The following is an 18,944-nucleotide window of genomic DNA, read 5'->3' as shown; positions in this document are numbered from 1 at the left end:
GCCGGCGGGGAGGCTCGCGTAGAATCGCACGATGCCCCCTAGGGGGCTGACAGGCTTCTTCCTTGACCCGAAACGAAAGCGTTCGCCCCCATGGACCTCCTCATCGTCGGCTCCGGCTTCTTCGGCCTCACCATCGCCGAGCGCGCCGCAGCATCCGGTCGCAAGGTGACCGTCATCGACCGCCGTCACCACATCGGCGGCAACGCATACACCGAGAACGAGCCGACGACCGGCATCGAGGTGCACAGGTACGGGGCGCACCTGTTCCACACCTCGAATGCGACCGTGTGGGAGTACGTCAACCGCTTCACGCAGTTCACGAACTACGTCCACCGCGTCTACACGACGCACAAGGGCGTCGTCTACCCGCTTCCGATCAATCTCGGCACGATCAACCAGTTCTTCCAGGCTGCCTACACGCCCGGGGAGGCGCGGGACCTCATCCAGGAGCTCGCCGGCGAGTTCGACCCGAAGCAGGCTAACAACCTCGAGGAGCGTGCCATCGGGCTCATCGGGCGCCCGCTGTACGAGGCGTTCATCCGGGACTACACCGCGAAGCAGTGGCAGACCGATCCGAAGGAGTTGCCGGCGGAGATCATTTCGCGCCTGCCGGTCCGCTACACCTACGACAACCGTTACTTCAACGACACCTGGGAAGGCCTCCCGGTCGACGGCTACACCGCGTGGCTCGAGCGCATGGCCGACCACCCGAACATCGAGGTGAAGCTGAACACGGACTTCTTCGACGAGTCGCAGCCGCTGAACAAGAAGGCGACCGTCGGGCAGACGCCGATCGTCTACACCGGTCCCGTGGACCGGTACTTCGACTACACCGAGGGAGAGTTGTCGTGGCGCACGCTCGACTTCGAGCAGGACGTCCTCGACATTCCCGACTTCCAGGGCACGAGTGTCATGAACTACGCCGACGCTGACGCGCCCTACACGCGGATACATGAGTTCAAGCACTTCCACCCGGAGCGCGCCGATCGGTACCCGACAGACAAGACCGTGATCGTGCGGGAGTACTCGCGCTTCGCGACCCGTGCCGACGAGCCCTATTACCCGGTGAACACGGCCGATGACCGTGCGGGGCTGCTGGCATACCGCGACCTCGCCAAGGGTGAGCAAGACGTCCACTTCGGCGGGCGCTTGGGCACCTACCAGTATCTCGACATGCACATGGCCATCGGCTCAGCGCTGTCGATGTGGAACAACCATCTCGCGTGAGGTCGTCGTGGGTTCGGTGACGGCCCGTCCGGACAGCGTCGGGCCCCCGACGATGGACGCGGACCGCTGGGGATATCGCGCTGACATCGATGGCCTCCGTGCCGTCGCCATTCTGCTGGTCGTGACCTATCACGTCTGGCTTGGGCGAGTGTCGGGCGGTGTCGACGTCTTCCTGATGCTGTCCGCTTTCTTCCTCACGCGCACGTTCCTGCACCGCATCCACACCGGCGCCCCGCCGGACATCGCACGTCGGCTCGTCGGGGCGTTCCGGCGCCTCCTGCCCGCCGCCGCGGTCACGCTCCTGTCTGTCCTGGTGCTGGCGCGCGTGTTCTACCCTGCCACGACGTGGCGTTCCCTCTGGGAACAGACATGGGCGTCCCTGCTCTATGTCCAGAACTGGGTTCTGGCCGCCGACGCGGTGGACTACTACAACCGCGGCGAGGCGCCCAGCCCGCTTCAGCACTTCTGGTCGCTCTCGGTACAGGGGCAGGCATTCGTGATCTGGGCTGTGCTCTTCGCGATCTGCCTCCTGATCATCCGGCACTCCCGGCGGACTCCGGACGCCGTCGTCGCGGTGGTCTTCGGTGCGGTCTTCGTGGTGTCGCTGGCGTACTCGATCGTTCGGACCGACACCGCTCAGCAGCTCGCGTACTTCGACACCGGCGCTCGGCTCTGGGAGTTCGCCGCCGGGTCGCTGCTGGTCGTCGCGCTCCCGTACCTGCGGCCCGGGCCCACAGTGAGCGCCGTTCTCGGATGGGTGGGTATCGCCGGGCTTCTCGCGTGCGGCGTTCTGCTCGATGTCGAGGGCGGGTTCCCCGGATACCTGGCGCTGTGGCCTGTCGTCTGCGCCGCGATGATCGTGGTCTCGGGAACCGGTGACGCCGGTCGCGGGCCCGCCAGACTGCTCGCGTCGCGCCCGCTCCGCCTCGCTGGGCGCGACGCATACGGCCTCTACCTCGTGCACTGGCCGATCCTCGTCACCTGGCTCGTCGTGCGCGAGCGCACCGAGGTCGGAGCGGTGGGGGGCGTGGCGATCGTCGCCGCCTCCCTGGTGAGCGCGAGGCTGCTGACGTTCGCTGTTGACCACCCCGTGCGACAGTGGCGACGAGCGGAACGCGGCGTCCTTTCCTCCGTCGCAGTCGTCGCCATCGCCGCTCTGGTCGTCGTTGTCCCCGTCGGGACATGGCAGGGCGTGACCGCGTACCGTGAGCAGCAGATCGCGGAGCAGCAGCTGAGCGCCAACCCCGGGGCGCATGTGCTTTTCGACGACGAGATCTCCGAGCCCGACCCGGAACTTCCGATGATCCCGCTCGCGACGGCGATAGAGGACGAATGGGTGCAACTCGAACTGGAGTGCAGCGGGGTGCGCGCCATCACCGAGGACATCCTGCACGGCTCGTGCTTCGAGATGCCGGGTACCCAGCGCGCGAGAGAGTTGATCGCGGTGATCGGGGACTCGCACGCGCAGCAGATGACTGCGGCCCTCGTGCCGATCGCGGAGGAGCGCGGCTGGGGCGTGATCACCCTCGTGCGGGGTGGCTGCGCCATGGGTCTCGATGACCCGGGCTTCGATCCCGACTTCTGCCCGCAGTGGCGCGAAGCGGCGATCCGGCACGTGGAGGCGATCAAACCGTCGGCGGTCATGACAGTCGTCACCGCCGCTGACGCTGGCGACGAGGACGAGCGTCTCCGGCCGGGCATCGAGCGGTTCATCGACCGGATGGACGCCGCCGGCATCCCGATCATCGCGGTACGGGACAACCCGCGCTTCGGATACAACATGTTCGGTTGCGTCATCGAGTCGGACGAACCGGAAGGCTGCTCCATGCCGCGAGGCAGCTCACTGGCGGCCGCGAACCCGGCGCGCATCCTGCAGCGCGAGAGCATCACGCACGTCGACCTGACCGAGTGGATCTGCCCGGATGACGTCTGCCCTGCCGTCGTCGGCAACGTCGCTGTGTATCGCGACGACAACCACCTCTCCAGCTCGTACGCGCGCACTCTCGCGCCGGTGCTGGAGGCCCAGCTGGGCGAGCGTTGGTGAGTCGGGCGTTCCGCGGGTGGTTCACAGAAGCGCGGCTGTATTCTTTCCCGGTGTGCCTGGCGTACAGAATGGAACAACCTCGTGACTGAAACCGCTGATACACGATACGCGCGCCTCGCCTCGCTGCCACTCGCCCCGATCGCGGCCGGCTCGGGCTTCTGGGCCTCGGCGCGTGCCGTCATGGCACATCGGCAGCTCCTCGGTCTTCTCGTGCGCCGTGACATCAAGGCGCGGTATAAGGACAGCGTGCTGGGCCTTCTCTGGGTCCTCATCAACCCGATCGTTCAGCTCACGGTCTACTACGTGGTGATGGGCCAGTTCCTCGGCGCGGCTCGGGGTATCCCCGACTTTGCGATCTACATCTTCTCGGGCTTGACGGTCTACGCCTTCTTCTCGGAGATGCTCTCGGGATCCACCGGTTCGATCGTCGGCAACTCCGGGCTGGTGAAGAAGGTGTACGTGCCGCGGGAGATCTTCCCGCTCGCCAGCGCCGGCTCGGCGATGTTCACGTTCTGCGTACAGCTGCTCGTCCTCATCGCCGCCTGCGTGATCCTGGGCGCGCCGCCGATCTCAGCCGGGATCGTGTACTTCGTGCCCGCGGTCGCGCTCATCATCGTCTACGGGCTCGCGATCGGACTCCTGCTGTCGGCCTTGAACGTGTACCTGCGCGACGTGCAGTACCTCACCCAGGTCGTGCTCATGCTCGCGATGTGGGCCTCCCCGATCGTGTACGCGTGGACCATGGTGAACTCCGTCTTCCAGCAGTTCCGTTTCCCTGGGTGGCTGCTCGAGGTCTATACGAACAGCCCGCTCACCCTGGCCGTGCTCGGCTTCCACCGGGCGTTCTGGGTCTCCGGGACCCCTGCGGACTACCCGCCCCATCTCGCGCTGCGGATGCTGGTGGCATTCGTGGTCGGTCTCATCCTTCTCTGGCTGTGTCAGCGCGTCTTCTCGCGTCTGCAGGGCAACTTCGCGCAGGAGCTGTAATGGACGTCGTGGACATCGAACCCGGAACGGGTCATCCCGAGATCGTCGTGGTGGACGACGTCTCCAAGCATTTCGTGATCCGGCGGGACAACTCGTTGAAGGAGCGCGTGGTCACCTTCGGTCGCCAGGGCCGCGTCCACCGCGAGAAGTTCGACTCGCTCAAGAACGTGTCGTTCTCGATCCCCGCGGGGACCTCCATCGGGCTCATGGGACCCAACGGTTCGGGGAAGAGCACGCTGCTGAAGATCATCGGCGGCATCATCGACCCCTCGTCCGGCTCGGTGCAGCGGCGGGGGCGGATGGCCGCGCTCCTCGAACTCGGTGCCGGCTTCCACCCGGATCTCTCCGGGCGGGACAACGTCTATCTGAACGCGTCGATCCTCGGACTCTCGCGTGCTGAGACCGATGCCCAGTTCGACAGCATCGTCGCATTCGCCGAGATTGGTGACTTCATCGACACCCAGGTGAAGTTCTATTCATCCGGTATGTACGTGCGGCTGGCTTTCGCAGTGGCCATCCACACCGATCCCGACCTTCTCCTCGTCGACGAAGTCCTCGCGGTCGGTGACGAAGCGTTCCAGCGCAAGTGCATGGACAAGATCCGTCAGTTCCAGAACGAGGGTCGCACGATCATCCTTGTGTCGCATTCGGCGTCTCAGGTCATGGAGGTGTGCGATCGGGGTGTCGTCCTCCACAACGGCGAGCTCGTGTTCGCGGGCACCGCGGCTGAGGCCACGAAGATCCACCGTGAAGTGTTGGAGGGCAAGCGCAAAGCGACCGCGGACGCGGCAACGGACGAGCCCGCAGACAGCGAGTCGCCGAAGATCCTGAGCATCTCCCTCACCGATGAGCGCGGAGCGCAGGTGCGCACTGCTCAGCCGGGCGACGACCTCATCGTCACGTTGCGCGTGTCTCACCCGACTGCGGCGGACAAGTGGAATACGAGTATCAGCATCGATACCCCCCACGGTCAGCAGGTGTTCGGCACAGGCACGAGACGGATGGAGCGGCCACACGACGCGGTCGCTGCGGGCGAGCACAGCGTGTCGTATCGCCTCGCGGCGCCGGCGTTCGCCGGTGGGCAGTACTTCATCAACGCGGAGGTCAGCGACGCCGAAGGCTCGCCGTCGGACGTCATGTGGCAGGGAGCCTCGTTCTTCGTGCCGCTCGAGTTCCGCCAGACCGGAACGGTGCTCACGTCTGCGAGCGTGGCCGTCGACTGAGTCGCGGCGGTGTGGCCTCAGCGCCCCTGCCGCACCCACTCGAGCTGTGCTGCGAGCCCGGCCGTCAGGTCGGTCGAGGCTCTCCAGTTGAGGTCACGGGCGATCGCGCTCGTGTCTGCGCTCGTCCGCTGCACGTCTCCGACGGCAGGAGCGCCGCGCCGGATGTCGAGAGGCTGGTCCACGAGATCTTCGATGACGTCGAGCACGTCGTTCACGGAGTGGCTGCCACCGCCAGAAACGTTGTACACCGAGCCTGGCGAGACCTCCGCTGTGGCGGCGCGTACGACCGCCTCGACGATGTCGCCGACGAACGTGAAGTCGCGGGTCTGCTCGCCCGTGCCATAGACCGAGATCGAGTCGCCTTCGAGAGCCGCGGAGAGAAACCGTGTGAAAGCCATGTCAGGGCGCTGGCGCGGGCCGTACACGGTGAAGAAGCGCAGCGACACCGTCGACAAGCCGTGGTTCGCCGCATAGAGGCGGCACAGATGCTCGGCCGCCAGCTTCGTCACGCCGTACGGGCTACGCGGACGAGGCTCGAGGTCTTCCCGGGTCGGATAGGATTCCGCGTCGCCGTACACGGAGGATGACGACGCGTAGACCACGCGCGGCCGTGATGAGGAGCGGTGTACCGACTCGAGGAGGAGCTGCGTCGCGGAGATGTTGGCGTCCACATAGTCGGTGAAGCTGTCGCCCCATGATTTACGGACACCGGGCTGACCAGCGAGATGGAACACGACGTCGGTCTCCGCGACGAGCTCGTCCAAGGGCGCTGATCGGATGTCTGCCTCGACGAACCGTGTGATCGCGTCGCCGGCGGCACGGAGGTTGCGCTGCTTGAGCTCCGGGGGGTAATAGGGGCTCAGGTTATCGATACCGGTGACCGTCCAGCCGGTCGCGTGGAGCTTCTCCGCGAGCGTGCTGCCGATGAACCCGGCAACACCCGTGACCAGCGCTCTCAACGTGCGTCGCTTTCCATCAGCTCAGCTTACCCGGGGTGTGCCGCCGGACCCGGATGCGGGCCCGCACTAGGCTGGCTTGGCCGGTGTGCCCGAGAGCCGGCGAGAGAGGTCTGCGATGAAGGTCTGTGTCTACACGGTGTCGCTCGGCGGTTACGACCGTCTGCTCGACCAGCCGCCGGCCGCCGACAGCGAGGCTGACTTCATCTGCTTCACGGATGACCCGACGCTGACCTCGGACGTCTGGGACGTTGTCCTCGTCGAGCCCCGGTTTCCGCGGGATCTGCACCGTAGCTCACGCGTCCTCAAGATCCTCGGCCACGAGCGGCTCGCCGCATACGACGTCACGGTGTGCATCGACGCATCGGTGCAGCTGACCGCAGCGCCGGAACGACTCATCAGTGATTGGCTGTCGGCCGACGTCGATTTTGCTCTGGCTCCGCACAGCTTCCGCGACCGCGTGATCGACGAGTTCGACGAGGTGATCCGGCTGAACTACGACGACCCGGCACGCGTCTACGAGCAACTGAACGATTACGCGCTCTCGTACGCGGACGTGCTGGAGTCGCGACCTCATTGGGGCGGCATCCTCGTCCGGCGCAACACCGAGGCCGTCGCCGCCGCGATGCGGCTCTGGTTCGATCACGTGCTCCGATACTCCCGACGTGATCAGCTTTCTCTCATGGTCGCCCTTCTGCACACTGACGTCCGTTGGCGAGCGGTCGACGTCGACAACTTCGAGTCCGACTACCACCGCTGGCCAGTCATCACCGAACGCAAGGTCGCACTGGGCAAGTCGCGGGGGGTCTCCCACGGACCGATGCTCGCCGAGTTGCGCCGGTGCGCGCGCCGGGTCGAAGAGCTGGAAGGCGAGGTGGCGCGTCTTGACGCGACGTCGATCAGCGTGCTCGAGCGCACGGTCGCGGAGCTTCGTGACGAGATCGCCGACGGTACCCAGACCCGGCGCCAGTTGGAGGCCCGCATCGAGGCGTATCAGCATCAGGTCTGGGAGCGTGACCTCATGCTGCGTGAGACCGACAGTATCGCCGGAGCGACGGCCGCGGTACGGCGTAACGTGATCCGTCGTCTTCGGCGGTTCACGCGACGCTGACGTCAGGCGGCGAACAGGGTTTCCAGGGCTCGGCGAATCGCTCGCTCGCTCGTGGCATCCTCGATCTGGCGCATGACGTCGAGACCGTAACGCCACTCGGCGGTGCCGAAAGCACCGCGGACGAGATCGACTGCCGCTGCGATGTCGTCCTGGGACGCGGGGGCGTCGACCCAGAACGGGTAGTCGGACGGCAACCACAGTTCCGGCTCAGGCTGTCCCCGTTGGACGAGGATGTTCGCTTGACAGGCGGCCGCGGTGAAGCCCTTCAAGAATGGTTTGTGGTGGTCGAGCGCGCGCGACCGACGGATCGCGTAATGAACCGCATAGGGCGGGAGGCGCGAAAACCACGTCTGTTCGGAGCGCGAGGTGTCGACTGGGTGCACGTCGATGAGAGAGGCGACCCCCGCCGGTATCACGGTGTTCTGCGGTTCGCCGAAGTAAGCGATGCGTGCGTGCTCGCGTCGCGGCGCGGCGCGCATCGCGGCTGTCACACGTGGATCGACATGGTGGTTCACCAAGCGCACGCGCAGATGGGGCCAGTGTTCTCGGTAGGCGGCCAAGGCGCTCCGAGAGGCTGCAACGAGGGTGTCGGCGTCATCGATCTGCTCGTCGGGAATCGCCTCGTCGACCGGGTCGAAGAAGATGCGATTGCCGTTCCGCCGCCACCGGTCGAGCAGCGCGGGGCCGGCCGTGCGCGATGCGCCTTTGGTCAGGAAGAGATCCGACTGACGGAAGTCTGCCGTCATGGGGGCGAAGGCCACCGTCCGCTCGTGCAGGTCGCGGGAGCCTTCCGCGATGGCAGCGAGCTGAGCTCCCCGCATGATGGTCGTCCCCGAACTCGCGTGCTGCGGAGCGAAGACGAACCGCACCGGCCGGTGTCGACGCAGGGATGCTCGCATCCCTCGATTGAACCATCCCTGCAGCGGGCGCGTCATCGCGGGCGCGGAGCGGCATAAACTCGTCGGGTGAGTCCCGCCGTCGTCGGCGCCCCCGGATCGCCGCGGCGCTACCTCCACTCTCTGTGGCTGCTGTCGGCGCGCGATCTGCGGGTGCGCTACTCCACGAGTGCGCTCGGCTACTTCTGGTCGGTCCTCGACCCGCTCGTGATGAGCGGGATCTACTGGTTCGTCTTCACGCAGGTCTTCCATCGGGACGTCGGTGAGAACCCCTACATCGTCTTCCTCATCACCGCGCTGCTGCCGTGGGTGTGGTTCAACTCGGCGGTCACCGACTTCACGCGTGCGTTCAACAAGGACGCACGGCTGGTCCGGTCCACCTCGATCCCACGCTCGATCTGGGTGGGGCGCATCGTCCTGAGCAAGGGCATCGAGTTCCTCTTCTCGCTGCCGGTGCTCGCGATGTTCGCGATCTTCGGGGGAGCGACGGTCAACGCTGCGCTGCTGCTCTTCCCGGTGGCCGTCGTGCTTCAGGTGATCCTGCTCCTCGGACTCGGGCTCATCGTCGCGCCGCTCTGCGTCCTCTGGGGCGATCTCGAGCGCACGACGCGACTCGTTCTCCGGGCGCTGTTCTACGCCTCACCGATCATCTACGGGGTCGCCGACCTCCCGGGCGTCTTCAAGGAGCTCGGTGCGTTCAACCCGCTGGCCGGGATCTTCACGCTCTACCGCGTCGGGTTCTTCCCCGACCAGTGGGACACGCTGTCGGTGATCGTCGGGGCCGCCACCAGCATCCTGATCTTCGGGCTCGGACTCCTCGTCTTCTCACGCCTCGAGCGTCCGGTGCTGAAGGAGCTGTGATGACCGGACTCGCGATCGAGGTGCGCGACCTCGGTGTGCGCTTCCGCCGCAACCGGCGCGGGAGGCGCAACCTCAAGGACCTGTTCGGCGGCGCCTCGCGCCGAAGCCGCCCGGGGGAGTTCTGGGCGCTCCGCAACGTCTCGTTCTCCGTCGAGCCGGGCGAGTCGATCGGTGTCGTCGGACGCAACGGGCAGGGCAAGTCGACGCTCCTCAAGCTCGTCGCCGGCGTTCTCCTGGCCGACGAGGGCACCGTCGACGTGAACGGCGGGGTGGCTCCGCTCATCGAGATCACGGGCGGCTTCGTGGGAGACCTCACCGTGCGCGAGAACGTGCGCCTCACGGCAGGCCTGCACGGGATGTCGAAGGCCGAGGTCAACCGCCGGTTCGACGACATCATCGACTTCGCGGAGATCGCCGATTTCGTCGACACGCCCTACAAGCACCTGTCGAACGGCATGAAGGTCCGCCTCGCCTTCTCCGTGGTGTCGCAGCTCGACGAGCCGATCCTGCTCGTCGACGAAGTGCTCGCCGTCGGCGACCGTGCTTTCCGCGCGAAGTGCTACAAACGCATCGACGAGCTGCTCGCCGAGGGGCGGACGCTGTTCTTCGTCAGCCACAACGAGAAGGACCTGCGTCGCTTCTGCACGCGTGGTCTCTACCTCGACAAGGGCTCACTGGTCCTCGACGGACCGATCGGCGACGTGCTCGACCGGTACAACGACGACCACAACGGCGGGGCTTGAGGCTCAGCGCTTCGCAGGGCCGAAGATGCTCTCCCACGATTCCGGCGAGGTCAGCTGCCCCATCGCGCGGCGGTAGCGCCGCGACAGCTTCGGCCAGTCGCGCTTGAGCTGCGCGTGCAGTCGCAGGCTCTCTCGCAGCATCCGCCGGAAGGCCGCCCGGTCACGGGTGTAGATGTTCTTGCCCGACCCGTCGGCCGCGCTCACCAGGGCGCTGTCGTAGCGGGGGAGTCGCCACCACTGCGCGTCCCCTTTGCCGAACTCCACCTCGGGCTGGGCGATGTTCTCCGGGCGCGGAGCATGCAGCCAGTGTGACGCGAGGGTCGACAGGGTGAACCAGCGGAGCTTGAGGCCCGTCGGGCTGTCGAAGGTGTGGCGGGGGAGGCGCTTGAAGACCTGACGCCCCCTCCGCGAACGCAGTGGTACGCCGGTGTCGCGGTGGATGACCGTCTCGGGGAACTCCTTCTGCAGAGCCCTGGCGGCGGGCATGGCCGTCGCGATTCCCGCCGCCATGTGCTCCGGTCCCGACAGGATGTCGCGCAGGGCACGGTGGCGCAGCTCGACGGGGTAGTACTGCATCATCATCAGGTGCTTGAGGTCGAGTCGTCGACTGTGCCTCAGCAGCGTGCCACCGCGCGGGCTGTTCGAGTGCAGCAGCGCGGCGACGATGCGGTTTCGCGCGTGGAAGTACGCCTGCCAGTCGATGGAGTCGTCCTTGCCGACCCACGACACGTGCCAGAGCGCGACGCCGGGCATCGAGACCGTGGGGAAGCCGGCGTCGCGCGCGCGCAGGCAGTACTCCGCGTCGTCCCACTTGATGAACGCGGGCAACGAGAGGCCGATCTCACGGATGACCTCGACCGGGATGAGACACATCCACCAACCGTTGTAGTCGGCGTCGAGCCGCATGTGCAGCTCGGGGGACTGCCGGAGGTTCGCGACCGAGAAGTCGTGCGGCATCTTCTCCTGCTGCAGCGTGCGCCACATGAACGGCTCGTCGTCGACAACCTCGGCCCAGGCGTGGAGCTTCGGGCGGTCGAGCAGATCGAACATATGCGCGCCGACGATCGTCGGCGTCGTCGCGTACCGGCCGAACACGATCGACCGACGGAGTGACTCGGGCTCGATGCGCACGTCGTCGTCGAGCAGCTGGACGAAGTCGCTGTCGGGCCGCTGGAGGGTCTCGTGCATCGCGCGGGCGAAGCCGCCGGAGCCGCCGAGGTTGGGCTGCGTCACGATCTGGAGCGTCTCGCCGAGGCTGTCGGCGACGCCAGCGAAGTCAGGCTGCGCGTCGACGCGGTCCGTTCCCTGGTCGATGAGGAAGATGCGATCGACCAGCTCGAGCACGTCGGGCGCCTCGTCGAGGGCGCGGAGGGTCGCGACGCAGTAGTCGGGCTTGTTGTACGTCGTGATGCCGAGCGAGGCCTTGCCCGTCCGGGCCGGTTTCTGCTCGGTCGTCCATTCCGCCCCGAGGAACCGGGCGTCCTCGCGGTCGGCAGCGATGTCGAACCAGATCCACCCGCCGTCGCTGTACTGGTTGAGGGTGAGGTCGAAGGTGCTCGTCGCCTCCCCGGTGACCTCGCGGGTCTCCAGGCGCTGGCGGGTGCCGCCGCCGTTGGAACGGTAGACGAGGACGGTGGCCGGCCCCTCGGTGCGCACCGTCAGCGTCACGTCGCGGACCGGGGTCCAGTGCTGCCAGTACGACGCCGGGAAGGCGTTGAAGTACGTGCCGAACGACACGCGTCGCCCGCCCACGATGCGCGCCTCCGAACGGCCGAGGATGTTCGACAGCTGCGCCCGCGACGACACGCGCACCGGCTCCTCGTCGATCTCGGTCCACGTCTCGGGGTCGACGTAGAGGGGAAGGAGGTCGGGGTCGTGCTCGAGCGGGAGCACGGCGCGCTGCAGCAGGTGAGTCATGGTCTGTCTTTCGTCAGGGACGGGCCGGCTGATCGGTAAGCGGCTGCATCGGCTGCCAGGTGCGGTCGCGCGAGATGCGCCGGCCGTCGCGGAGACCGCGGAAGAGGTTGGAGGTGCCGCGCACCGTGCGCTCGACGAGGAAGAGCCGGATGAGCTCCTTGCCGAAGGTCAGCGTCGTCCCCAGACCGAACAGCACCGGGTTGTAGACGCCCTTCGTCCGGTAGTACTGCTTGATGTGCGCCCGGTTGCGCATGATGTAGTACCGGTAGGCGTTGCTCGAGGCGTTCATGTGGCGGATGCCCATGTCCCACTGGCGGATCTCACGCGTGCGGCGCAGGACGAACTCGTCGACGATGACCGACGTCGTGATGCGCGAGGCGAGCCATCCGTAGAGCTGGTCGTCCCAGTAGATGAAGAACCGCGGGTCGGGGAGCCCGATGCGGGCGACGATGTCGCGGTGGATGAACATGCCCTCGAAGCATCCGGAGTTCATCTCCTTGTAGCCCGCCTCGCCGAAACCGGCGGGCGCGAAGGGGATCGGGATGCCCATGCGTTCGGCGACGCGGTACTGCCAGTAGAACTCGCTGCCGTCGTAGTCGTAGCGACGGCCCTGGATGCTACGGAAACGCGGCGCCCAGCGGCCCATCTTCGCGAGGCCGTCGGGGAGCACCTCGACGTCGTCGTCCATGAGCCAGATCCATTCGGAGCCGAGCTCGTACGCCACGCGCACGCCCTCGCTGAATCCGCCCGACCCGCCCGTGTTCGTCTCGAGACGCCGGTACTCGAGCTGCGTGCCGAGCCGATCGCGGAACGAGTCGACGACGGATGTCGTGTCGTCCGACGACGCGTTGTCGATGATCACCACGTGCCCGGGCTTCGGGTCCATGCGGACGATGCTCTCGAGCAGCCGCGACAGGAGCGCGGAGCGGTTGAAAGTGACGATGGCGATGGTCGCCATTGTCGGGTCGAAAACCTGCGCGCTCACCGGCCCGATCCTACCGTGCGATGCCGTGGGTTCCCGTCGAGGTGTCCCCGGGCAGACCTGCGGCGGGAGTCGTCGGCCGCACGGCATCCCGGATGTTCTCGCGCCAGGATCGCGATTGCCCCGCCCGCAGGGCGCACAGCACGAGCATCAGCCAGCCGTAGCCGTGGAGGGGGAAGCTCTCGAAGAGGGCGTCGACGAGCACGGTCACGAGGATGAGCGGCGTCCAGGCGTAGAGGATCGAGCGGCGCTCGCTCGCGACGAGCCAGGCGCGGCCGAGGGCCAGGCCGACGAACGTCATGAAGATGAGGAGTCCGACCCAGCCGAGCTGGAGGACGACGTCGACGTAAGCGTTGAGCGCCGAGGTGTGACGGTCGCCGAGTGCGAAGTTGATGGCGTTGAACGGGAAGTCCGTCCGTGACCACGGTCCGAACCAGCCCCACCCGCGCACGGGCTCCACGCGGACGAACGAGGCCACCTGGTCCCAGAGCTCAGCGCGGATGGAGAAGTCGGTGCCCGCGCCGATCCACGCGATGATGCGCTCGCGGAAGAGGTATCCGACCAGCGCTCCGACGACGACGGTCGCGGCGAGCACGGACTGCACGGGCCGGCGCAGCGCACGGCGGGTGCGGCGGACGAGGCCGAGGGCGGCCGTCGCGATCCCCGTCGCGACGGCGAGGACGAGCACGGTGGGGGAGTCCGACAAGGCGGCGAGGAGTGCGGCCAGGACCGCCGAGAAGAGAGAGACGCCGGTGCGGACTGACACGGTCCGCCATTCGATATAGAAGGTGATCAGAGCCAGGACCGCGATGAACCCGAGGGAGTTGCGGGTGCCGAAGATGCCCTGGACCGGACCGAGGACGGCGATGTCTCCCTCGATGCCGAGGAAGCTGAAGGGCATGTCGAAGAACACGCCCGAGAGGAGCTCGAGCGCCAGCGACAGCACCAGCAGGACGCGGAACACGTCGGCCAGCGCGCGGACCGTCTGGAGGGTGTCGCGCGTGTTGGCGATGACGACGGCGAGGAACGCGATCGAGGCGAGCGCGAGCCACCCGCCCAGCGTTCCGGAGGCGTCGGTGGTCCAGGTGATGCTCGCGAGCGCCCAGCCGAGGAAGACCACGAGGGTCGACGGGATCAGTCGCACGAGGGTGAACTCGCGGCGACGCACCAGCAACACGGCCGCGCCCACCACGCACAGCCCCGCGATCACGGTGAGCCAGGTGACGCGGCCCGCCGTCCGCTCGACGAGATGCTCCGCGAAGACCGCGGCGATCGCGGTGTGGGCGAAGGCCTGCGCGAACGCCGCCGAGTCGAGGGTCCGCACGAGCCACGACGTCGACAGTGCCGGTGGCGTCGTCACGCCGCGCCCTCGACGGGCGCACCGCGTTCGATGGGGGCCCCGCCTTCGAGCGGCCAGGCGGCTGCAAGCGTCGAGCGGCGACGCACGGGGGTGCCCCGCACAGACGCAGGAGCCTGCTTGATCGCGAACGCGAGCATCACGAGCAGGAACCAGCCCCAGTTGAGCAGGGGTGACGACTCGGTGACGCTCTGGACGAGCAGGATCGTCGCCACCAGCGCCGGGATGAGCAGCAGGCGCGACCGGGGTTCGCGCTCGGCACCGGGGCGGGGGATGCGGCCGAGCGCCAGGAACCACGCGCGCCACGTGAAGGCGCCGAGGGCGACGGCGAACAGCAGCACCCCGACGACGCCGAGCTGCATCGCCACGTCGAACCACGTGCTGTGCGCCTGCATCACCGTGACGCCGCGATCGATGATCCACCCGTCGAAGAACGGGTCGGTGGGCACCCACGGCACGGAATAGCCCCAGCCGATGATCGGGCTCTCGGCGAACCGTTCGCCCACGGTCGCCCAAATCTCCTTGCGGCCGCTGAGATCGGAGGAGCGTCCGAGCAGCTCGAAGAGGGCTTCCCGCACGATCCACAGGGTCGTGATGAGGGTGATGCCCGTGACGGTGAAGACGATGTAGAGGATGCGCCGGGTACGTGCGGTGCGCGCGCGGCGCATGAGCAGCACGACGACGATCACGAGAGCGATGGCGATCGCGCACATCGCCGCTGTCGCGGACGACCCCCGCCAGAAGCAGAATGCCGCCAGCAGCGTCCACGCCACGAGCGGCCCGCGCCGGCCGGCGCGGGTGTTGATCTGGAGGCCGAACACCACGAGCCCGAGGAGCGCGATGTAGGCCAGGGAGTTGGCATTGCCGAAGATGCCCTGGATGCGGTCGTCGGTGAAGAGCTTGTCGCGCGACCAGAACATGATCGGGTCGCCCGTGAAATCCGGTCCGGGCCGCACGAATCCGGGCAGGATCGGTCCCTGCCAGATGAGCGAGACCCACAGCTCGAAGGCGAGCGAGAGGGCCAGCATCCACTTCACCGCCGCGGCGATGGCCTCGATGATCTGGCGCCCCGTGAGCACGGCGGCGACGAAGATCGCCTGCGCCGTCGTCGCCAGCAGAAGGGCGAGCGTCATCGCGGTCGCGCGCGGCCATTCGGTCCACAGCAGCGAGAGCACCGCCCAGCCGACGTAGGCCAGGGCGAACCACGGGAGGCGGCGCCAGCGGCGGCGCGGCCGTTGGATCACCCAGATCGCCGCGGAGACAGCGGTCGTCACCGCCACCACGACAGCCGAGCCGCCCACGCCGATCGCCATGAGCCAGGCCGTGCCCGCCATCGATGAGGCGATGATCAGGGTGCACCACGCGCGCACCAGCCGGAGGGGGAGGCGCCGCGGTGCCGGGGTCGTCGGCGCAGCCGTTCCTGATCCCTCGCGCGTATGACTGGCCATGATGCTCTCAGATTAGCCGGAGGGCCCTGAGAGCACTCAGGGGCTGCGGACAGGCTCCCGCTGGTCGGGGAGACCGTCGCCCTGCTCCGCGTCGAGACGCTGCTCGGCCGGCCCGCGTCCGACGAGCGGAGCCTGCTTGATCTTGAAGGCGAACAGGATGATGAGGAACCACCCCCAGTTCAACAGCGGCGCCGACTCGGCGAGGCCCTGGACGAGGAGGATCGTCGCGACGAGCGAGGGGACGAGGGTCAGGGCGCTGTAGGGACGATCGGCGACGAGATCCCAGCGCGGGCGATCGACCGCGAAGAACCACGAACGCCAGATGAAGGCCAGCAGTGCGAGCCCGATCAGCGCGACGCCGATGTACCCGAGCTGGAGCGCGACGTCGAGCCACATGTTGTGCGCCTGCATGACGCTCACGCCGTGATCGACGATCCAGCCGTCGAAGGCAGGGTCGGAGGGCACCCACGGTGTCGAGTAGCCCCATCCGATCACCGGGCGCTCGGCGATGCGTTCGCCCACGGCATCCCAGATCCGCTGCCGGCCCGTCAGGTCAGAGGACCGGCCGAGGAGCCCGAACACCGTGTCGCGCGTGAGCCAGACGGCCGCGCCCCCGATGCCGGCGACGGCCACGTACATGATGTAGAACCGCGTGCGCTCGCCGGGGCGCCGGGCCGTGCGCATCAACAGGATCGTGACGAGGACGACCGCCACCGCGACGGCGCACAGGAACGCGGTCGCCGATGCCGCGCGCCAGAAAAGGAACAGGGCGAGGGCGGTCCACAACCCGAGCAGGAATCGCCGCGGTGCTCCCGAGGCGATCCTCACGATGAAGACGATGATCGCCAGGAGCGCGATGTACGCGAGCGGGTTGGCGTTTCCGAAGATGCCCTGCAGTCGGCCCCCGTTGAAGAGGTTGTCGCGTGACCAGAGGGTGATCGCATGCCCCGCGTAGTCGGGGTCCGGGCGCACGAACCCCGGCAGGATGTCGCCGCGCCAGATGAGCGCGACCCACAGCTCGAAGACGATCGACAGGCCGAGCATCCATTTCAGCGCCGCGGCGACGGCACGGAGGATCTCTCGCCACGTCAGCACCGCTCCGACGAACATCGCCTGGAGCGTCGTGGACACCAGCAGCAGCAGCGTGAGCTCTGTCGCGCCGAGCCAGGAGGACCAGAGCATCGAGGCCACCGCCCACGCGACATAGGCGAGCGCGAACCACGGCAACCGGCGCCACTGCACCCGCGGACGCAACGACACCCAGAGGATCGCCGACACGACGCCGGTGGCGACGACGACGATGGCCGCGCCCGTCGACCCGAAGGCCATCAGCCAACTCGTGCCTGCCATCGACGCCGCGATGATGAAGACGCACCAGGCGCGCAGCAGCAGATGGCCGGTCGTCTCGCGCGCGGGCGCCGTTGGCGGTGCCGAGACGGGGTGGCGGGAGTGGACGGCCATGGTGCAGACAGGCTACCGCGGCGTCGCGTCTTGACAGGGGCTGGGCGGCGTCCGAGTCCTAGGCTGGGCTCGTGCTGATTCCGATCTCGAACATGGCCAGGGACTACGCGTGGGGCTCCACGACGCTCATCGCCGAGCTGCAGGGGCGGGAACCCTCGGGGACGCCCGAGGCGGAGATCTGGTTCGGGGACCACCCGGGAAGCCCGTCGCGCGTCGACGACGGCACCGGACGTCCCCTGAACCTCGTCCTCTCCGAGGCGGGCATCGCACCCCTGCCCTATCTGCTGAAGATCCTCGCTGCGGGGACATCGCTGTCCATCCAGGCGCATCCCTCTCGGGATCAGGCGGCGGCCGGATTCGCCCGCGAAGAGGCCGCGGGCATCCCGCGGGATGCCCCGCACCGGCTGTACCGCGACGAGAACCACAAGCCCGAGATCATCGTGGCCCTGTCGGAGACCTTCCGTGCGCTGGTCGGGCTGCGGCCGATCGCCGATACGCAGCGTCTGCTCGCCTCGCTCGGCGAGGGCAGTGGTGTGGGCGCGCTCTCGGCGGCCCTTTCCCCGACCGACGCCGAGGACGAGCCCGCGGCGCTGCGCCGGGTCATCGGCTGGGCGCTCTCGGGCGAGGCATCGGATGTCGTGACCGACCTCGCCGCTGCGTTGGAGAGCTCCGCGAGCGATGAGGTCGCCTCGGAGTTCGCCGCCGAGATCCGTGTCCTCCGAGACATCGCGGGCGCCTTCCCCGGTGACGCCGGCCTCGTCGTGGCGACCCTCATGAATCTCGTCGAGCTGCGGCGAGGAGAAGCGCTCTTCGCTCCGGCCGGCGTTCTCCACGCCTATCAGGACGGCCTCGGCGTCGAGCTGATGGCGGCGAGTGACAACGTGCTCCGCGGCGGTCTGACCCCCAAGCATGTCGACGTGCCCGAGTTGCTGCAGGTCGTGAGCACCGAGAGCGGTCCGGCGCCGATCGTCGAGCCGCTCGACGTCGCGCCCGGCGTGTTCGGCTACGACGTCGGCGTGTCGGACTTCCGCCTCGTGCGCGTCGAGACGACGTTCGAAGCGGTCGCCGAGATCGCGCTCGACGGCATCGCGATCGTGCTCGCGACGCGCGGAGACATCGTCGTCGAGGCAGACGGAGACCGCGTGGAGCTCGTACCCGGCACGGCGGCCGTCGTGTCGGCGACGTCGGTGGCGATCGGCGGCGCGGGGGAGGCGTTCGTCGCTCAGCCGGGCGTGGCGTGAGCGCGCGACACGCCGATGTGTCGCCGCGAAGCTTAAACACGCGCTTGAGGGTTTACGATCCGCGACTTGACCCGGAGGAATGACACGGGTGTAATTAATCCCAGACACGCGGCTCGCGTGCCGGCCGGCGAGGAGGGAACACGATATGACGGCATACCGTTCGGGCGTTCCCGACAACTGGTTCGTCGACCCGGTCAACCTGGGCGTGCCCGGGGTGCGGCGCGTCGACACCGACGGCGACGACAACGCTCTCGCCTGGCAGACCGACGCACTGTGCGCGCAGACCGACCCCGAGGCCTTCTTCCCCGAGAAGGGCGGCTCCACGCGTGACGCCAAGCGCATCTGCACGTCGTGCGACGTGCGCGGAGAGTGCCTCGAATACGCCCTGCAGAACGACGAGCGCTTCGGCATCTGGGGCGGTCTCAGCGAGCGCGAGCGCCGCAAGCTGAAGCGCCGCGCGGTCTGATCCCACGTCGCCGACGGCTCTCGA

The 18,944-nt window shown here is 67.7% G+C and carries 16 protein-coding genes; 9 read left to right on the top strand and 7 right to left on the bottom strand.

Annotation, left to right across the window (positions count from 1 at the left end; all coding sequences use genetic code 11):
• Nucleotides 1–90 precede the first annotated feature (90 nt).
• The 4 genes from glf to ACU6RU_RS10970 all read left to right on the top strand — a co-directional run bounded on the left by glf (nt 91) and on the right by ACU6RU_RS10970 (nt 5,481).
• The gene (gene glf / locus ACU6RU_RS10985; RefSeq protein ID WP_446726546.1) at nt 91–1,227 is read left to right on the top strand and encodes a UDP-galactopyranose mutase; all 1,137 of its coding nucleotides are present in this window, start codon (nt 91–93) and stop codon (nt 1,225–1,227) included.
• Between the two features lie 52 nt (nt 1,228–1,279).
• Nucleotides 1,280–3,271, top strand: a complete 1,992-nt coding sequence (locus tag ACU6RU_RS10980; protein ID WP_446726545.1) for an acyltransferase family protein — start codon at nt 1,280–1,282, stop codon at nt 3,269–3,271.
• Between the two features lie 81 nt (nt 3,272–3,352).
• A complete protein-coding gene (locus ACU6RU_RS10975; RefSeq protein WP_446726544.1) occupies nt 3,353–4,258 on the top strand; it encodes an ABC transporter permease in 906 nt (301 codons plus the stop codon).
• Complete coding sequence (locus ACU6RU_RS10970) at nt 4,258–5,481, top strand: ABC transporter ATP-binding protein (protein WP_446726543.1); 1,224 nt, start codon at nt 4,258–4,260, stop codon at nt 5,479–5,481. Before ACU6RU_RS10975 ends, ACU6RU_RS10970 begins: the two co-directional genes overlap by 1 nt.
• A 17-nt stretch (nt 5,482–5,498) precedes the next feature.
• On the opposite strand, the gene ACU6RU_RS10965 is transcribed toward ACU6RU_RS10970, so the two are convergent.
• Nucleotides 5,499–6,440 (bottom strand): NAD-dependent epimerase/dehydratase family protein, encoded by a 942-nt coding sequence (locus tag ACU6RU_RS10965; protein ID WP_446726542.1) that lies wholly within the window; start codon nt 6,438–6,440, stop codon nt 5,499–5,501.
• A 115-nt stretch (nt 6,441–6,555) separates the two neighbouring features.
• Between ACU6RU_RS10965 and ACU6RU_RS10960 the strand changes: the two genes are divergently transcribed.
• Nucleotides 6,556–7,548, top strand: coding sequence for a glycosyltransferase domain-containing protein (locus ACU6RU_RS10960; RefSeq protein WP_446726541.1), 993 nt, complete (start codon nt 6,556–6,558; stop codon nt 7,546–7,548).
• A gap of 2 nt (nt 7,549–7,550) precedes the next feature.
• On the opposite strand, the gene ACU6RU_RS10955 is transcribed toward ACU6RU_RS10960, so the two are convergent.
• On the bottom strand, nt 7,551–8,447 hold the full coding sequence (locus ACU6RU_RS10955; protein ID WP_446726540.1) for a hypothetical protein: 897 nt from the start codon (nt 8,445–8,447) through the stop codon (nt 7,551–7,553).
• A 66-nt stretch (nt 8,448–8,513) separates the two neighbouring features.
• Here ACU6RU_RS10955 and ACU6RU_RS10950 point away from each other — a divergent pair, with 66 nt between their 5' ends.
• On the top strand, nt 8,514–9,305 hold the full coding sequence (locus ACU6RU_RS10950; RefSeq protein WP_446726539.1) for an ABC transporter permease: 792 nt from the start codon (nt 8,514–8,516) through the stop codon (nt 9,303–9,305).
• Nucleotides 9,305–10,048: an ABC transporter ATP-binding protein gene (locus ACU6RU_RS10945; protein ID WP_120264709.1), complete on the top strand. Its 744-nt coding sequence runs from the start codon at nt 9,305–9,307 to the stop codon at nt 10,046–10,048. The genes ACU6RU_RS10950 and ACU6RU_RS10945 overlap by 1 nt, the downstream gene beginning before the upstream one ends.
• 3 nt (nt 10,049–10,051) lie before the next feature.
• Here the strand turns inward: ACU6RU_RS10945 and ACU6RU_RS10940 are convergent, their stop codons facing one another.
• The 5 genes from ACU6RU_RS10940 to ACU6RU_RS10920 are packed head-to-tail and all read right to left on the bottom strand — an operon-like array spanning nt 10,052 to nt 17,213.
• Complete coding sequence (locus tag ACU6RU_RS10940) at nt 10,052–11,965, bottom strand: glycosyltransferase (RefSeq protein WP_446726538.1); 1,914 nt, start codon at nt 11,963–11,965, stop codon at nt 10,052–10,054.
• A gap of 13 nt (nt 11,966–11,978) precedes the next feature.
• Complete coding sequence (locus ACU6RU_RS10935) at nt 11,979–12,923, bottom strand: glycosyltransferase (protein ID WP_446726638.1); 945 nt, start codon at nt 12,921–12,923, stop codon at nt 11,979–11,981.
• Between the two features lie 37 nt (nt 12,924–12,960).
• Nucleotides 12,961–14,307, bottom strand: a complete 1,347-nt coding sequence (locus ACU6RU_RS10930; RefSeq protein ID WP_446726537.1) for an O-antigen ligase family protein — start codon at nt 14,305–14,307, stop codon at nt 12,961–12,963.
• Nucleotides 14,304–15,752: an O-antigen ligase family protein gene (locus ACU6RU_RS10925; protein WP_120264712.1), complete on the bottom strand. Its 1,449-nt coding sequence runs from the start codon at nt 15,750–15,752 to the stop codon at nt 14,304–14,306. Before ACU6RU_RS10925 ends, ACU6RU_RS10930 begins: the two co-directional genes overlap by 4 nt.
• Before the next feature lie 36 nt (nt 15,753–15,788).
• A complete protein-coding gene (locus ACU6RU_RS10920; RefSeq protein WP_446726536.1) occupies nt 15,789–17,213 on the bottom strand; it encodes an O-antigen ligase family protein in 1,425 nt (474 codons plus the stop codon).
• 71 nt (nt 17,214–17,284) lie between these two features.
• Here ACU6RU_RS10920 and manA point away from each other — a divergent pair, with 71 nt between their 5' ends.
• Nucleotides 17,285–18,454, top strand: coding sequence for a mannose-6-phosphate isomerase, class I (manA, locus tag ACU6RU_RS10915; protein ID WP_120264714.1), 1,170 nt, complete (start codon nt 17,285–17,287; stop codon nt 18,452–18,454).
• Between the two features lie 145 nt (nt 18,455–18,599).
• Entirely contained in the window at nt 18,600–18,920 is a 321-nt protein-coding gene (locus ACU6RU_RS10910) for a WhiB family transcriptional regulator (protein ID WP_023955405.1), read from the top strand.
• The last annotated feature ends 24 nt before the right edge of the window (nt 18,921–18,944 follow it).

The organism is Microbacterium sp. F1-18 (genome assembly GCF_052921305.1).
The sequence above is the reverse complement of the archived record's forward strand: the minus strand, read 5'-3'. Positions and strand labels throughout refer to the sequence as shown.